The following is a 15,135-nucleotide window of genomic DNA, read 5'->3' on the forward strand; positions in this document are numbered from 1 at the left end:
GGCAGGATTCGCCGCCCCTGGAAGGAAAAATCCTCAGTTGCCAGACAGGGCCGCCTGGCGGGCAGAAGCACGGATCTTGCGCTTGCTGCGAAGCACGCCGTAAGCGCCGAGCAGCGGACCGACAGCCAGGCCAACGACCAATGCGGCGATCACCAGTATCGCTACAGGGACCGCCGGTGCAGTCCAACCGAACAAGACCAAGGAGACGGCTTGCTGATTCTCCAGAACGAAGAACAGGACCACCGCCGCCAGCAGCAGCACGAAGAGTGCCGCCAAGGCACGCTTGAGGTTACGCATCAGGCTGTTCCTTTATCAGTGCGGGACCTGGTCTTCTTCGTTGACGCGATCGCGCAGTTCCTTGCCGGGCTTGAAGTGCGGTACGTACTTGCCTTCAAGATTCACCGACTGGCCGGTCTTGGGGTTACGCCCTACCCGTGGTGAGCGGTAGTGCAAGGAAAAGCTGCCAAAACCACGGATTTCGATGCGATCACCGGTGGCTAGGCATTGTGACATCTGTTCAAGCATGGTCTTGATGGCCAACTCCACGTCCTTGGACGAGAGCAGCCCTTGATGGGTGACAATACGTTCGATCAGCTCCGACTTCGTCATATTTTTCCCTTCGTTATCAAGCAGCTAGATCATTGCTTAACCAGTTTGTAGCACGCCCCGACGGATTTGAACAGGGTGGATCTTGACTTAATAAAAAAATTCAAGATTGCAGGAGACTGGGAAGCGAGATGAGCAGTAGGGAATGGCCGAATAACCAGGCGAGGCGCAGTGAATTGATTCAGGGGGAGCTGGCGCCGCTTTGCAGGCTTCGTCAGCGTCTACAGAAGCGGCACGCGACGCGAGGGCGGTATCTGCTTGTTTTCAAATAGGCACAAAAAAGGGCGACCGAAGTCGCCCTCTTTTACCGATCAAACAGAACTTAGTTCTGCTTGGCCATCGCTTCGCGCAGCAGCGCAGCCATGGTGGTGTCGGCAGCAGCTTCCGGAGCGGCGTTTTTCAGGCTCTGGATAGCTTCGCGCTCTTCAGCGTCGTCCTTCGACTTGATGGACAGGCTGATAACGCGGGACTTGCGATCGACGCTGATGATCTTGGCTTCGATCTCTTCGCCTTCCTTCAGGACGTTACGAGCGTCTTCAACGCGGTCACGGCTGATTTCGGAAGCTTTCAGAGTAGCTTCGATGTCGTCGGCCAAGGTAACGATGGCGCCTTTGGCGTCAACTTCCTTGACGATACCCTTGACGATTGCACCCTTGTCGTTCAGAGCAACGAAGTTGGAGAACGGATCGTCTTCCAGTTGCTTGATACCCAGGGAGATGCGCTCGCGCTCTGGGTCAACCGACAGGATGACGGTTTCCAGCTCGTCGCCCTTCTTGAAGCGACGTACGGCTTCTTCGCCGGACTCGTTCCAGGAGATGTCGGACAGGTGAACCAGACCGTCGATGCCGCCGTCCAGGCCAATGAAGATACCGAAGTCGGTGATCGACTTGATGGTACCGGTGATCTTGTCACCTTTGTTGAACTGGCTGGAGAAGTCTTCCCATGGGTTGGACTTGCACTGCTTGATGCCCAGGGAGATACGACGACGCTCTTCGTCGATGTCCAGAACCATGACTTCCACTTCGTCGCCAACCTGAACGACTTTCGACGGGTGGATGTTCTTGTTGGTCCAGTCCATTTCGGAAACGTGTACCAGACCTTCAACGCCTTCTTCCAGCTCAGCGAAGCAGCCGTAGTCGGTCAGGTTGGTAACGCGAGCCTGTACGCGAGTACCTTCTGGGTAGCGCGAGGTGATGGCAACCCACGGATCTTCGCCCATTTGCTTCAGACCCAGGGAAACGCGGTTGCGCTCACGGTCGAACTTCAGGACGCGAACGTCGACTTCGTCACCAACGTTGACGATTTCCGACGGGTGCTTGATGCGCTTCCAAGCCATGTCGGTGATGTGCAGCAGGCCGTCGATACCGCCCAGGTCCACGAAGGCGCCGTAGTCGGTGAGGTTCTTGACGATACCCTTGACCTGTTGGCCTTCCTGCAGGGTTTCCAGCAGGGCTTCGCGCTCGGCGCTGTTCTCGGCTTCCAGCACGCTGCGACGGGAAACGACAACGTTGTTGCGCTTCTGGTCCAGCTTGATGACCTTGAATTCCAGCTCTTTGCCTTCCAGGTGGGTGGTGTCGCGCACTGGGCGGACATCAACCAGGGAGCCCGGCAGGAACGCACGGATGCCGTTAACGTCGACAGTGAAGCCGCCCTTAACCTTACCGTTGATAACGCCCTTGACCACTTCTTCGGCGGCGAAAGCTGCTTCCAGAACAATCCAGCACTCGGCGCGCTTGGCTTTTTCACGGGACAGCTTGGTTTCGCCAAAGCCGTCTTCGACCGCGTCCAGCGCAACGTGAACTTCGTCACCGACCTTGATGGTCAGCTCGCCAGCTTCGTTGATGAACTGCTCGAGCGGGATGACGCCCTCGGACTTCAGACCAGCGTGAACGGTAACCCAGTCGCCGTCGATGTCGACAACGATACCGGTGATGATCGCGCCCGGCTGCAGATTGAGGGTTTTCAGGCTTTCTTCAAAGAGTTCTGCAAAGCTTTCGCTCATTTTAATTCCTGTAGATTCGGGCGAAACAGACGCCCATAGCCACATTCCAGACAATGTGGGTTTCGTTCATATAAAGGAAAACCGGCAGGACGTTGACTGGTGCCCCTGCCTGTTCTCCTGGCTATCAGAGCAGATCGCGCTGGGCGAGCTCGCTCCTGATACGTTGCAACACCTGCTCGATGGACAACTCGGTGGAGTCCAGTTGGATGGCATCGGCCGCTGGTTTCAGCGGGGCCACCGCGCGCTGGGTGTCGCGCTCATCGCGCGCACGAATCTCATCTAGCAGACTCGCCAGACTAACATCATCGCCCTTGCCCTTCAACTGCAAATAGCGACGCCGTGCCCGCTCCTCCGCGCTGGCGGTGAGGAACACTTTCAAGGGCGCGTCCGGGAAGACCACGGTGCCCATGTCGCGACCGTCAGCGATCAGGCCAGGCGCTTCGCGGAAGGCGCGCTGACGCTGCAGCAACGCTTCGCGCACTGCGGGCAGCGAAGCGACCATGGAGGCGCCGGCGCCGACGGTTTCGGTGCGGATCACGTTGCTGACATCCTCACCCTCGAGGATGATCTGTTGCAGCTTACCCGGTTCCGCGGCGACGAATTGCACATCCAGATGGGCGGCCAAGGCCTTGAGCAACTCTTCGTTGGTCAGGTCGACGCCGTGGTTGACGGCATTGAACGCCAGCAGGCGGTACAGGGCGCCGGAATCAAGCAGCTTCCAGCCCAGCTCGCGGGCCAGAATGCCCGCGACCGTGCCCTTGCCCGAACCGCTTGGCCCATCGATGGTGATGACTGGCGCTTGCGAACTCACGATTTGCCCTCTTCTGCGACCCGAATGCCAACCTCGGCGCACAGCGCCAGGAAGTTCGGGAAGGACGTGGCGACGTTGGCGCAGTCATGGATGCGAATCGGCGCGCTAGCACGCAGCGAGGCAACGCTGAAGGCCATGGCGATCCGGTGGTCACCGTGACCGTGCACTTCGCCGCCGCCGATCTGGCCGCCATCGATGATGATGCCATCGGGGGTTGGCTCGCACTTCACGCCCAGGGTCAGCAGGCCGTCAGCCATGACCTGGATGCGATCGGATTCTTTGACGCGCAGTTCCTCGGCGCCGCGCAGCACGGTACGCCCTTCGGCGCAGGCGGCAGCCACGAACAGCACCGGGAATTCATCGATGGCCAGCGGCACGAGGTGCTCGGGGATCTCGATCCCCTTGAGCTTGGCACCGCGCACGCGCAGGTCCGCGACCGGCTCACCGCCAACTTCACGCTGGTTTTCCAGGGTAATGTCGCCGCCCATCAGGCGCAGGATATCGATAACGCCGGTACGGGTCGGGTTGATGCCGACATGCTCGAGCACCAGCTCCGAACCCTCGGCGATCGAAGCCGCGACCAAGAAGAACGCCGCCGAGGAGATATCCGCCGGCACCTCGATGCGGGTTGCACTGAGCTTGCCACCCGACTTGAGCGAAGCGACCGGGCCGTTGGTCTCGACCGCATAACCAAAGCCGCGCAGCATGCGCTCGGTATGGTCGCGAGTCGGCGCAGGCTCGGTGACGGTAGTGGTGCCTTCAGCATACAGGCCAGCCAGCAGCAGGCAGGATTTGACCTGGGCACTGGCCATCGGCAGCGTGTAGTTGAGCGCCTTGAGCTTGTGGCCGCCACGGATGGTCAGCGGCGGACGGCCTTCAGGACCGGTCTCGACCACTGCACCCATCTCGCGCAGCGGATTGGCCACACGGTTCATTGGGCGCTTGGACAGCGAGGCATCGCCGGTCATGGTGACATCGAACGGCTGGCCGGCCAGCAGACCCGACAGCAGGCGCATCGAGGTACCGGAGTTACCCAGGTAGATCGGGCCGGGTGGCGGTTTGAGGCCGTGCAAGCCGACGCCATGGATGGTCACACGACCATGGTGCGGGCCTTCGATGACCACACCCATGTCCCGGAAGGCCTGCAAGGTCGCCAAGGCGTCCTCGCCTTCGAGGAAACCTTCGACCTCGGTGGTACCTTCGGCCAGCGAGCCAAGCATGATCGAGCGATGGGAAACCGATTTGTCGCCCGGAACGCGGATCCGTCCGGACAGGCGGCCACCAGGTTGGGCCAGGAAAATCAGATCGTTGGCGTTCATAGCGTCCACATAGGCCCGGCGGGCCAGGATTTTACTGAAATGCTCGCGGGCAGCCCGGGCGCGGGTGAATACACCCAGCAGCTGGTGCCCGTCCCCTGCATCGACCGCGTCGCGCAAGGCGTCGAGATCGCTGCGAAATGTATCCAGGGTGCGCAGGACAGCCTCGCGGTTGGCGAGGAAGATGTCGTGCCACATGATCGGGTCGCTGCCGGCGATTCTCGTGAAATCGCGGAAGCCTCCCGCAGCGTACCGGAAGATCTCCAGGTTTTCATTGCGCTTGGCCAGGGAATCGACCAGACCGAACGCCAGCAAGTGCGGCAGGTGGCTGGTGGCGGCCAGGACTTCGTCATGGCGCTCCACCGGCATGTGCTCCACATCGGCACCCAGCGCGCGCCACAGGCGGTCGACCACGGCCGCGGCGGCCGGATCGGTTTCCGGCAGTGGCGTGAGGATGACCTTGTGGCGGCGGAACAGTGCGGCATTGGAGGCCTCCACGCCGCTCTGCTCGGAGCCTGCGATCGGGTGGCCCGGGACGAAACGCGACAGACGTCCGGCAAAGGCCTCACGTGCGGCACGCACCACATTGCCCTTGGCGCTGCCCACATCGGTGATCACTGCATCGCCCAGGTCCAGGCGCGCGAGATGGGCCAGGACCTTTTCCATCGCCAGGATGGGCACGGCCAACTGGATCACGTCGGCGCCGACGCAGGCCACGTCGAGGTCTTGCTCGCAGCGATCGACCACGCCGAGCGAAACGGCCAGCTTGCGCGACTGGGCATCCAGATCGACGCCGACCACTTCCCGGCACAGGCCGCTTTCGCGCAGGCCCTTGGCGAATGACCCGCCGATCAGGCCCAGGCCTACGACGACCAGGCGGCCGATGATCGGCGCGGGTTTGGTTGTAACTGCATCTACCACGAGTGCGAACCCTGTTTAGAAACTATGCCAGTCAGTGAGACCGCAGGGGGCTGCCGGGCAGCCCATCGCGACACGAGGCCGCTCCCACAGGTACCGCGCGAAAACCAAAGGTTTTCGATCAAAGCACCGCCTTCGGATAGGACCCCAGCACCTTGAGCGCCACAGCCTCCTGGCTGATCTTCTCCAGCACCGCCTTGATCAGCGGGTCGCGGTGATGGCCGACGAAATCGATGAAGAACACGTAGGTCCATTTGCCGCTGCGCGACGGGCGGGTCTCGATACGGGTCAGGTCGATGCCGTTTTCATGGAAAGGCACCAGCAGCTCGTGCAGGGCACCTGGCTTGTTGCTCATCGAGACGATGATCGAGGTCTTGTCATCGCCGGTCGGCGGCACTTCCTGGTTGCCGATCATGAGGAAGCGCGTGGAGTTATCCGGGCGGTCCTCGATCTTCTCGGCCAGGCGGGTCAGGCCGTACAGATTGGCCGCCATATCGCCGGCGATGGCCGCCGAATTCCACTCGCCCTTGACCCGTTTGGCGGCCTCGGCGTTGCTGGACACCGCCACGCGCTCGACATTCGGGTAGTGCGCGTCCAGCCACTTGCGGCATTGGGCCAGGGACTGAGCGTGGGAATAGATGCGCGTGATGCTGTCGGTCTTGGTGTTCTCGCCCACCAGCAAATGGTGGTGGATACGCAGCTCGACTTCGCCACAGATCACCATGTCATGCTCGAGGAAGCTGTCCAGGGTATGGCTCACCGCACCTTCGGTGGAATTTTCCACCGGCACCACACCGAAGTTGACGGCACCTGCCGCCACTTCACGGAACACTTCATCGATGGCAGCCATCGGACGGCTGACCACGGCATGACCGAAGTGCTTCATGGCCGCGGCCTGGGTGAAGGTGCCTTCAGGGCCGAGGTAGGCAACCTTGAGCGGCTCTTCCAGGGCCAGGCAGGAGGACATGATTTCGCGGAACAACCGCGCCATCTCTTCGTTGTCCAGCGGGCCCTTGTTGCGCTCCATGACGCGCTTGAGCACAGCAGCCTCACGCTCGGGCCGGTAGAACACCGGCTTCTCGCCTTCGGCCAGGGAGGCGGTCTTGACCTTGGCCACCTCCTGGGCGCAACGGGCGCGCTCGCTGATCAGCTCGAGGATCTTCTCGTCGAGACTGTCGATGCGTACGCGCAGCGCCTTGAGTTCCTGATCGGACATCAAGCGTGCTCCTTCTCGAACTCGGCCATGTAGGCCACCAAGGCATCGACCGCTTCCAGGCCCAGGGCGTTGTAGATCGAGGCGCGCATGCCGCCGACCGAACGATGGCCCTTGAGGTTGAGCAGACCACGGGCATCGGCGCCGGCCAGGAAGGCCTTGTCCAGGCGCTCGTCGGCCAGGCGGAACGGCACGTTCATCCACGAGCGGGCATTGTGACTGATCGGGTTGGTGTAGAACTCGCTACCATCGATGAAACCGTACAGGCGGTCCTTCTTGGCGCGGTTGCGCTGCTCCATGGCCTCGACCCCGCCCTGCTCCTTGAGCCATTCGAACACCAGGCCCGAGAGGTACCAGGAATAGGTGGCAGGAGTGTTGTACATCGAGCCGTTGTCGGCCGCGACCTTGTAGTCGAGCATGGTTGGGCAATGGCTACGGGCGCGACCGAGCAGGTCTTCGCGCACGATCACCACCACCAGACCGCTCGGGCCAATGTTCTTCTGCGCACCGGCATAGATCAGACCGTACTGGGAGACGTCGATCGGGCGCGACAGGATGTCGGACGACATGTCGACCACCAGAGGAACGTCACCGGTCTGCGGAACCCAGTCGAACTGCAGGCCACCAATGGTCTCGTTGGAGGCATAATGGACATAGGCAGCGTTCTTGGTCAGGTTCCACTCGTTCTGTCCCGGAATAGCCAAATAATCGTAGGGCTTGGCGCTAGCGGCGACGTTGACATGACCGAAGCGGCGCGCCTCTTCGATGGCCTTCTTCGACCAGATGCCAGTCTCGATGTAGTCGGCCGTAGCGTTTTCCGGCAGCAGGTTCAGCGGGATCTCGGCAAACTGCTGGCTGGCACCACCCTGCAGGAACAGGACTTTGTAGTTGGAGGGGACGGACAGCAGGTCGCGCAGGTCCTGCTCGGCCTTTTCGGCGATGGCCACGTAGTCATCGCTGCGATGGCTCATCTCCATCACGGACAAGCCCTTGCCACGCCAGTCCAGCATTTCGGCCTGGGCACGCTGCAGGACAGCGTCAGGAAGCGCGGCAGGGCCTGCGCAGAAGTTAAAGGCTCGTTTGCTCACATCCACTCTCGCTCTGCCAAATAGTACAAATCTACAATCTTCGATACTGCCGAGCACCCTGGGAAGCGGGTTTACCCGCTTCCACAGGTAGTGCACCGTCCTTGAGGACGCTGCCTGCCGTAATCAGTCAAACGGGGCGACCATGGTCGCCCCGTTCGGGGGTGTTGCGCTGAGTTACTCCTGTGGCGCCTCTTCGGCGACACCACCGTCGTCGTCGACTGCGTCCAGCGCATCGACCTCGACGCCCTCCTCGTCCCCGTCGATCAGTTCGTCGGGATCTTCGGACGGCTCCTGAATCCGCTCCAGCCCCACCAGCGTCTCGTCGGTCGCCAGCTTGATGAGGGTCACACCCTGGGTGTTACGGCCCAGGCTGGAGACCTCACCCACACGGGTACGCACCAAGGTGCCCTGGTCAGAGATCAACATGATCTCTTCGCCTTCCTGCACCTGGATCGCACCGATCAACAGACCGTTACGCCCCTTGGTACCCATGGCGATGACGCCCTGGCCGCCACGGCCGCGACGAGGGAACTTGGACAGCGGGGTACGCTTGCCGAAGCCACGCTCGGAAGCCGTGAGGATCTGCGCGCCGGACTCAGGAATCAGCATGGAGATCACCTGCTGCCCTTTGCCCAGTTTCATGCCGCGAACACCACGGGCGGTACGGCCCATTTCGCGCACCACGCTCTCGGCGAAGCGGATCACCTTGCCGGCGTCGGAGAACATCATGACTTCCTTGGCGCCGTCGGTGATGGCCGCGGCAATCAGGGTGTCACCTTCCTTGAGCTTCAGGGCGATCAGACCGCTGGAACGCGGACGGGCGAACTGGGCCAGCGGGGTCTTCTTAACGGTACCGGAGGCGGTCGCCATGAAGATGTACGCGCCGGTCGGCTCTGCCACCCATTCCGGGGTGTCGCCGTCTTCTTCGTCGACTTCCTCGGCCTCGATCACTTCCCCTTCGAGCACGGTGTCGTCGGCATCCTCCAGTTCTTCGTCGCCATCGGCGTTCTGCTGAAGGGCTTCGAGGTCGATCTGCAACATGGCGGTGATGCGCTCACCTTCTTCCAATGGCAGCAGGTTGACCAGCGGACGGCCACGGGCGGCGCGGGACGCTTCGGGAATCTCGTAGGTCTTGAGCCAGTAAACCTTGCCCTTGCTGGAGAACAGCAGCAGCGTAGCGTGGCTGTTGGCGACCAGCAGGTGTTCGATGTAGTCCTCGTCCTTCACGCCAGTGGCCGACTTGCCTTTGCCGCCACGGCGCTGTGCCTGATAGGCGGACAGCGGCTGGGTCTTGGCATAGCCACCGTGGGAAATGGTCACCACGCGCTCTTCTTCCGGGATCATGTCGCCGTAGCTGAGGTCGTGAGTGGCGTTGAGGATTTCGGTGCGACGGGCATCGCCGTACTCGGCGCGGATCGCTTCGAGTTCTTCGCGGATCACTTCCATCAGGCGCTCAGCGCTGCTCAGGATGCGGATCAGCTCACCGATCTGCTCGAGGATCTCCTGGTACTCGGCCAGCAGCTTCTCGTGCTCAAGGCCGGTCAGGCGGTGCAGGCGCAGGTCGAGGATGGCCTGGGCCTGTTCCGGCGAGAGGTAGTACTTACCATCACGCAGGCCGTACTGCTCCGGCAGGTCTTCCGGACGGCAGGAGTCGGCACCGGCACGCTCGACCATGACCTGTACGGCGCTGGACTCCCAGGCCGTGCTGATCAGGGCTTCCTTCGCCTCGGAAGGGGTCGGCGAGGCCTTGATCAGGGCGATCACCGGGTCGATGTTGGACAGCGCAACGGCCTGGCCTTCAAGAATGTGACCACGCTCGCGCGCCTTGCGCAGCTCGAACACGGTACGGCGGGTCACCACTTCACGACGGTGACGGACGAACGCCTCGAGCAGGTCCTTGAGGTTGAGCAGACGCGGACGGCCGTCGATCAGCGCGACCATGTTGATGCCGAACACGCTCTGCAGCTGGGTCTGCGAATAGAGGTTGTTGAGCACCACTTCCGGCACCTCGCCGCGACGCAGCTCGATGACGATGCGCATGCCGTCCTTGTCGGACTCATCGCGCAGCTCGGTGATGCCTTCGATCTTCTTCTCTTTGACCAGCTCGGCGATTTTTTCGATCAACCGCGCCTTGTTCAACTGGTACGGCAGCTCGGTGACGACGATCTGCTGGCGACCGCCGGTCTTGTCCTTGTCGATGTCCTCGATCTCGGAGCGGGCGCGCATGTAGATGCGGCCACGGCCGGTGCGGTAGGCCTCGATGATGCCCTGGCGGCCGTTGATCAGGCCGGCAGTGGGGAAGTCGGGACCGGGGATGAACTGCATCAGTTCATCGATCGACACCTCGGGATTGTCGATCAGCGCCAGGCAGCCGTCGATGACCTCGCCCAGGTTGTGCGGCGGGATGTTGGTTGCCATGCCCACGGCGATACCGCTGGAACCATTGACCAGCAGGTTGGGGATCTTGGTCGGCATGACCGCCGGGATTTGCTCGGTGCCGTCATAGTTGGGCACCCAGTCGACGGTTTCCTTGTGCAGGTCGGCCAGCAGCTCGTGGGCCAGCTTGGCCATGCGCACTTCGGTGTATCGCATGGCTGCGGCGTTGTCGCCGTCGACCGAACCGAAGTTGCCCTGGCCATCGACCAGCAGATAACGCAGCGAGAAGGGCTGGGCCATACGCACGATGGTGTCGTAGACCGCAGTGTCGCCGTGGGGGTGGTACTTACCGATGACGTCACCGACCACACGCGCGGACTTCTTGTACGGCTTGTTCCAGTCGTTGCCCAGTTCGCTCATCGCGTAGAGAACGCGGCGATGCACGGGCTTCAAGCCGTCACGCGCATCGGGCAGCGCACGCCCGACAATCACGCTCATCGCGTAGTCGAGGTAAGACTGTCTCAGTTCGTCTTCGATATTGACCGGGAGGATTTCTTTGGCCAGTTCGCCCATGAGAAGCCTGATTCCTTTTTCTGGTGAAACTTCGTCGTTTCCCTCGTAGGACGAACGAAGCTCGCCGCCGCACGCAAAGGGGTGCGACGACTTACGACAAATCAATGAGTTGAGCCATGGATCTGCGCAATGAAGGCCGCTTCAACGAGCGGCCCTGGAAACTGCCGGATGGTATCACAAAGGCGTGGGGCGTGGGAGATATGGCAGGTTGCCGCTGCGCCTGTAAAAACGCCGTTTTTCCTGCCCCACGATGAGGCCATCGTAAAATCCTGAACGATCAGTGCAAACGCTTGCGACAAATCAACTGGGCAATCTTGGCGGTATCAGGCCGCTCTACCACGCCTCGCTCGGTCACGATCACATCGACCAGGTCCGCTGGCGTCACATCGAATACCGGATTGAACACCTCCACCTCGGCTGCCACACGGTTACCCGCCACATCCAGCAGCTCGTCGGCCTCGCGCTCCTCGAGGGGAATGTCCTCGCCGGTAGCCAGGTTCAGGTCGATGGTGGTGCTCGGCGCCACCACCATGAAGCGCACGCCATGGTGCATGGCCGCGACCGCCAGTTGGTAAGTCCCGATCTTGCCAGCCACATCGCCATTGGCGGCGATGCAGTCAGCGCCCACCACCACCCAGGTGATGCCCTTGGTCTTCATCAGATGGGCCATCGCCGAATCCGCGCACAGGGTCGCCGGGATGCCTTCGTGGGCCAGCTCCCAGGCGGTGATGCGCGAGCCGTGCAGCCAGGGCCGGGTTTCGCCGGCGTAGACCCGCTCCACCATGCCTTCGAGGTAGGCCGCGCGGATCACCCCCAGCGCAGTGCCGAAGCCGCCACTGGCCAAGGCACCGGCGTTGCCGTAGGTGAGGATGGTCTGCGCGTTGCCCTGCTGGCGGCGAATCAGCTCCAGGCCGTGCTGGGCCATGGTCAGGTTGGCTTCGCGGTCGCTTTCATGGATTGCCACCGCTTCGGCCTCCATGACCGCCAGCACGTCTTCATCCGCACGCAGACGCTGCAGGCGCTCGCGCATGCGGTTGAGCGACCAGAACAGGTTGGCCGCCGTAGGCCGGGCTTCGGCAAGGGCAAGGAAATCTTCCTCCAGCGCGTGCTCCCAGTCCTCCCCTTCGGCCAGGCGCTGGCGCAGGGCAAGCACTAGGCCGTAGGCGGCGCTGATGCCAATGGCCGGCGCACCGCGCACCGCCATCTGGCGGATCGCGTCGACCACCGCCGTCACGTCGGTGCAGGCCAACCAATGCTCACGAACAGGCAGCAGGCGCTGGTCGAGCAGATGCAAGGTGCCATTACGCCACTGGATGCCGGTCACCTTTTCCGCCGCCAAAAGTCGCTCGCGCATCGCCTCTCCCCGTCGTTCGCTGATCAAAAGCGGCCGATTATAGCGAGCCTCAGCCCTGGACGCTCGGGTATACTGCGCGCTTGACTCAACCGAACCAGGTGCCCTTCGCATGCCCACAGCCCCCTCCCCCCTCGACCTGCTGCTCGTACCGGGCTGGCTGGTCCCCGTGGAGCCGGCCGGCGTGGTACTCAAGGAGCACGCCCTGGGCATCCGTGACGGGCTGATCGCCTGGCTCGGCCCGCGTGAACGGGCACCGGCTGCACGGGAAGTACGCGAGCTGCCCGACTGTCTGCTGTGCCCCGGCCTGATCAACGCCCATGGCCACGCCGCCATGACCCTGCTGCGCGGGCTGGCCGACGACCTGCCGTTGATGACCTGGCTCAAAGAGCACATCTGGCCGGCCGAAGGCCGCTGGGTGGATGAAGCCTTCGTGCGCGATGGCACGGACCTGGCCATCGCCGAGCAGCTCAAGGGCGGCATCACCTGCTTTGCCGATATGTATTTCTTCCCGCGGGAGGCCTGCGACCGAGTGCACCGCAGCGGTATTCGCGCCCAGATCGCCGTGCCTTTGCTGGATTTCCCCGTCCCTGGCGCCCGCACGCCCGACGAAGGCCTGCACCTGGCCATCGAGCTGTTCGATGACCTGCGCCACCACCCACGCATCAGTGTCGCCTTGGGGCCTCACGCGCCCTATACGGTCAGCGATCAGAGCCTTGAGAAGATCCGCGTGATCGCCGACCAGCTCGACGCCCCGCTGCACATGCATATCCACGAGACCGCCGGCGAAGTCGAACAAGCCCTGGCCGAGAACGGCGAGCGCCCGTTGGCGCGCCTGGCCCGTCTCGGCCTGCTGGGCCCAAGGCTGCAGGCGGTGCACATGACCCAGATCAGCGACGATGACCTCACTCTGTTGGTAGAAAGCGACACCAGCGTTGTCCATTGCCCCGAATCCAACCTCAAGCTGGCCAGTGGCTTCTGCCCGGTGGAACGGCTATGGCAGGCCGGGGTCAACGTGGCGGTCGGCACCGACGGTGCAGCCAGCAACAACGACCTGGATCTGCTCGGCGAAACCCGCACCGCGGCCCTGCTGGCCAAGGCGGTCGCCGGCTCCGCCACAGCCCTGGATGCCCACCGAGCCCTGCGCATGGCCACCTTGAATGGTGCCCGCGCCCTGGGTCTTGAGGCGGTCACCGGCTCGCTGGAGCTGGGCAAGGCCGCTGACCTGGTGGCTTTCGACCTCTCGGGGCTGGCCCAGCAGCCCGTGCACGACCCGGTTTCGCAACTGATTTACGCCACAGGCCGCGACTGCGCACGGCATGTCTGGGTCGCCGGCCACCAACTGCTCGACGACCGACGCCTGACGCAGATGGACGAACAAGCTTTGACGACCACGGCCCGCGCCTGGGGCGCGCGCATAGCAGGTCACGAATGACGGCCGCAAGCCTTGGGTTTGCGCCTGTAACACTTTTATCGAAGATTCAGAGGATTGTTCCATGAGCAACGTCGACCACGCCGAAATCGCCAAGTTCGAAGCCCTGGCTCACCGCTGGTGGGACCGCGAGAGCGAGTTCAAGCCGCTGCACGACATCAACCCGCTGCGGGTCAACTGGATCGACGAGCGCGTGGGCTTGGCCGGCAAGAAGGTGCTGGACGTCGGCTGCGGCGGCGGCATCCTCAGCGAAGCCATGGCCCTGCGTGGCGCCAGCGTCACCGGCATCGACATGGGCGAGGCACCATTGGCCGTGGCCCAACTGCACCAGCTGGAGTCCGGCGTCGAGGTCGAATACCGCCGCATCACCGCCGAAGAGATGGCCGAGGAAATGGCCGGGCAGTTCGACGTGGTCACCTGCCTTGAAATGCTCGAACACGTGCCTGACCCCTCCTCGGTGATTCGCGCCTGCCATCGCCTGGTCAAGCCGGGCGGCCAGGTCTTCTTCTCGACCATCAACCGCAACCCCAAGGCTTACCTGCTGGCGATCATCGGTGCCGAGTACGTGCTCAAGATGCTGCCGCGCGGCACCCACGACTTCAAGAAGTTCATCCGCCCGTCGGAGCTGGGCGCCTGGAGCCGCGTCGCGGGCCTCGAGGTGAAAGACATCATCGGCCTGACCTACAACCCGCTGACCAAGCACTACAAGCTCAGCAGCGACGTCGACGTCAACTACATGATCCAGACCCTGCGCGAGGAATGAGCATGCGTTTGCGAGCAGTACTCTTCGACATGGACGGCACCCTGCTGGACACGGCGCCGGATTTCATTGCCATCTGCCAGGCCATGCTGGCCGACCGTGGCCTGCCGGCCATCGATGACCAGCGCATTCGCGACGTGATTTCCGGCGGCGCCCGGGCCATGGTCGCGGCCACCTTCGCCATGGACCCGGACGCAGAAGGCTTCGAAGCCCTGCGCCTGGAATTCCTCGAGCGCTACCAGCGCGACTGCGCGGTGCACAGCAAGCTGTTCGACGGCATGGCCGAGCTGCTCGAGGACATCGAGAAAGGCAACCTGCTGTGGGGCGTGGTCACCAACAAGCCCGTGCGCTTCGCCGAGCCGATCATGCAGCGCCTGGGCCTGGCCGAGCGCTCGGCCTTGCTCATCTGCCCGGACCATGTGAAAAACAGCAAGCCCGACCCCGAGCCGCTGATTCTCGCCTGCAAGACCCTGAACCTGGACCCGGCCAGTGTCCTGTTCGTCGGCGATGACCTGCGCGACATCGAGTCCGGCCGTGATGCCGGTACCCGCACGGCGGCGGTGCGCTATGGCTATATTCATCCTCAGGACAATCCCAACAACTGGGGAGCAGACGTGGTGGTGGACCACCCCCTGGAACTGCGCAAGGTGATCGACAGCGCGCTGTGCGGCTGCTGACCTGATACAACC

General features: G+C 62.8%; 12 protein-coding genes. 3 read left to right on the forward strand and 9 right to left on the reverse strand.

All coding sequences use genetic code 11. The features are described 5' to 3' along the window. Positions 1-33: 33 nt before the first annotated feature. From DQ397_RS05940 to mtnA, 9 genes are all read right to left on the reverse strand, one after another. Positions 34-297: a LapA family protein gene (locus DQ397_RS05940; RefSeq protein ID WP_043206587.1), complete on the reverse strand. Its 264-nt coding sequence runs from the start codon at positions 295-297 to the stop codon at positions 34-36. Between the two features lie 15 nt (positions 298-312). Next, positions 313-609, reverse strand: a complete 297-nt coding sequence (gene ihfB, locus DQ397_RS05945; protein WP_043206588.1) for an integration host factor subunit beta — start codon at positions 607-609, stop codon at positions 313-315. Between the two features lie 319 nt (positions 610-928). Beyond that, positions 929-2,608, reverse strand: coding sequence for a 30S ribosomal protein S1 (gene rpsA / locus DQ397_RS05950; protein ID WP_043206589.1), 1,680 nt, complete (start codon positions 2,606-2,608; stop codon positions 929-931). 124 nt (positions 2,609-2,732) lie between these two features. Next, entirely contained in the window at positions 2,733-3,419 is a 687-nt protein-coding gene (gene cmk, locus DQ397_RS05955) for a (d)CMP kinase (protein WP_043206590.1), read from the reverse strand. Further along, positions 3,416-5,623: a bifunctional prephenate dehydrogenase/3-phosphoshikimate 1-carboxyvinyltransferase gene (locus DQ397_RS05960; RefSeq protein ID WP_043206676.1), complete on the reverse strand. Its 2,208-nt coding sequence runs from the start codon at positions 5,621-5,623 to the stop codon at positions 3,416-3,418. Before DQ397_RS05960 ends, cmk begins: the two co-directional genes overlap by 4 nt. Positions 5,624-5,774: 151 nt before the next feature. Beyond that, positions 5,775-6,869, reverse strand: coding sequence for a prephenate dehydratase (pheA, locus tag DQ397_RS05965; protein ID WP_023379266.1), 1,095 nt, complete (start codon positions 6,867-6,869; stop codon positions 5,775-5,777). Then, positions 6,869-7,954: a 3-phosphoserine/phosphohydroxythreonine transaminase gene (gene serC / locus DQ397_RS05970; RefSeq protein WP_167358068.1), complete on the reverse strand. Its 1,086-nt coding sequence runs from the start codon at positions 7,952-7,954 to the stop codon at positions 6,869-6,871. The genes pheA and serC overlap by 1 nt, the downstream gene beginning before the upstream one ends. 174 nt (positions 7,955-8,128) lie before the next feature. Beyond that, positions 8,129-10,903, reverse strand: a complete 2,775-nt coding sequence (gene gyrA, locus DQ397_RS05975; RefSeq protein ID WP_043206592.1) for a DNA gyrase subunit A — start codon at positions 10,901-10,903, stop codon at positions 8,129-8,131. A gap of 277 nt (positions 10,904-11,180) precedes the next feature. Continuing rightward, positions 11,181-12,257: an S-methyl-5-thioribose-1-phosphate isomerase gene (gene mtnA, locus DQ397_RS05980; protein WP_043206593.1), complete on the reverse strand. Its 1,077-nt coding sequence runs from the start codon at positions 12,255-12,257 to the stop codon at positions 11,181-11,183. A gap of 109 nt (positions 12,258-12,366) precedes the next feature. Between mtnA and DQ397_RS05985 the strand changes: the two genes are divergently transcribed. The 3 genes from DQ397_RS05985 (at position 12,367) to mupP (ending at position 15,123) form a co-directional block, all read left to right on the forward strand. Beyond that, entirely contained in the window at positions 12,367-13,689 is a 1,323-nt protein-coding gene (locus DQ397_RS05985; protein WP_043206594.1) for a TRZ/ATZ family hydrolase, read from the forward strand. A 61-nt stretch (positions 13,690-13,750) separates the two neighbouring features. Then, positions 13,751-14,449: a bifunctional 2-polyprenyl-6-hydroxyphenol methylase/3-demethylubiquinol 3-O-methyltransferase UbiG gene (gene ubiG / locus DQ397_RS05990; protein ID WP_043206595.1), complete on the forward strand. Its 699-nt coding sequence runs from the start codon at positions 13,751-13,753 to the stop codon at positions 14,447-14,449. A 2-nt stretch (positions 14,450-14,451) separates the two neighbouring features. Beyond that, positions 14,452-15,123 (forward strand): N-acetylmuramic acid 6-phosphate phosphatase MupP, encoded by a 672-nt coding sequence (gene mupP / locus DQ397_RS05995; protein WP_043206596.1) that lies wholly within the window; start codon positions 14,452-14,454, stop codon positions 15,121-15,123. Positions 15,124-15,135 lie beyond the last annotated feature (12 nt).

The sequence above is a fragment of the Pseudomonas sp. CK-NBRI-02 genome (genome assembly GCF_008124495.1).
Classification (GTDB): Bacteria; Pseudomonadota; Gammaproteobacteria; order Pseudomonadales; family Pseudomonadaceae; genus Aquipseudomonas; species Aquipseudomonas guariconensis.

Excerpts from the sequence above, each read along its gene's own strand:
- gyrA (WP_043206592.1), bottom strand. The coding sequence starts at position 10,903 with ATGGGCGAACTGGCCAAAGAAATCCTCCCGGTCAATATCGAAGACGAA.
- DQ397_RS05940 (WP_043206587.1), bottom strand. The coding sequence starts at position 297 with ATGCGTAACCTCAAGCGTGCCTTGGCGGCACTCTTCGTGCTGCTGCTG.
- mupP (WP_043206596.1), top strand. The coding sequence starts at position 14,452 with ATGCGTTTGCGAGCAGTACTCTTCGACATGGACGGCACCCTGCTGGAC.
- mtnA (WP_043206593.1), bottom strand. The coding sequence starts at position 12,257 with ATGCGCGAGCGACTTTTGGCGGCGGAAAAGGTGACCGGCATCCAGTGG.
- rpsA (WP_043206589.1), bottom strand. The coding sequence starts at position 2,608 with ATGAGCGAAAGCTTTGCAGAACTCTTTGAAGAAAGCCTGAAAACCCTC.
- ihfB (WP_043206588.1), bottom strand. The coding sequence starts at position 609 with ATGACGAAGTCGGAGCTGATCGAACGTATTGTCACCCATCAAGGGCTG.
- DQ397_RS05985 (WP_043206594.1), top strand. The coding sequence starts at position 12,367 with ATGCCCACAGCCCCCTCCCCCCTCGACCTGCTGCTCGTACCGGGCTGG.
- ubiG (WP_043206595.1), top strand. The coding sequence starts at position 13,751 with ATGAGCAACGTCGACCACGCCGAAATCGCCAAGTTCGAAGCCCTGGCT.
- pheA (WP_023379266.1), bottom strand. The coding sequence starts at position 6,869 with ATGTCCGATCAGGAACTCAAGGCGCTGCGCGTACGCATCGACAGTCTC.